The sequence below is a fragment of the Streptomyces sp. AC627_RSS907 genome (assembly GCF_019049165.1).
Map to the genome: position 1 here is coordinate 1 of NZ_JAGMUE010001302.1, position 545 is coordinate 545.

At 75.8% G+C, this 545-nt stretch carries 1 protein-coding gene; it reads left to right on the top strand.

Features of this window, described 5'->3' with window-relative positions; all coding sequences use genetic code 11:
- Nucleotides 1-19 precede the first annotated feature (19 nt).
- Nucleotides 20-545: polyketide synthase dehydratase domain-containing protein (locus KUM32_RS44855; protein ID WP_308408855.1), on the top strand; the 526-nt coding region annotated here is incomplete at its 3' end.

Genomic DNA, 545 nt, shown 5'->3' on the forward strand with positions numbered 1-545 from the left:
CGGGTTCTACCCGCGACTGGTGGCGAACGGGCTCGGGTACGGGCCGGCGTTCCAGGGCTTGCGTGCCCTGTGGCGGCACGGTGACGCGTGGTTCGCCGAGGTCAGGCTGCCCGATGACCAGTCGGCGGACGGGTTCGGCCTGCACCCGGCGTTGTTGGACGCCGCACTGCACGGGGCCGTCGACCCCGCCGCTCCGATGCGGCTGCCCTTCTCGTGGACGGGTGTGCGGTTGTACGCGTCCGGGGCGACCGCGCTGCGGGTCAGGCTGACGGACGACGGGCAGGGCGGCCTCGCGCTCGCGCTGGCCGACGGCGACGGGGTTCCGGTGGCCGAGGTCGACTCGCTGGTGGGTCGGGCGGTGACCGAGGAGCAGGTGCGGGCGGCGGGCACCGGCGACCGGGACGCCGTGCTGTGGGTGGACTGGCTGGAGGTGCCCCCGCCGGGAGACGCGTCGGAGTCCGGCGCGCCCTGGGCTCTGGTCGGACCGGACGACCTCGCGTTGGGTGGGTCGGCCGTGCGGTCGCCACTCGCCGCGTACGCGGACC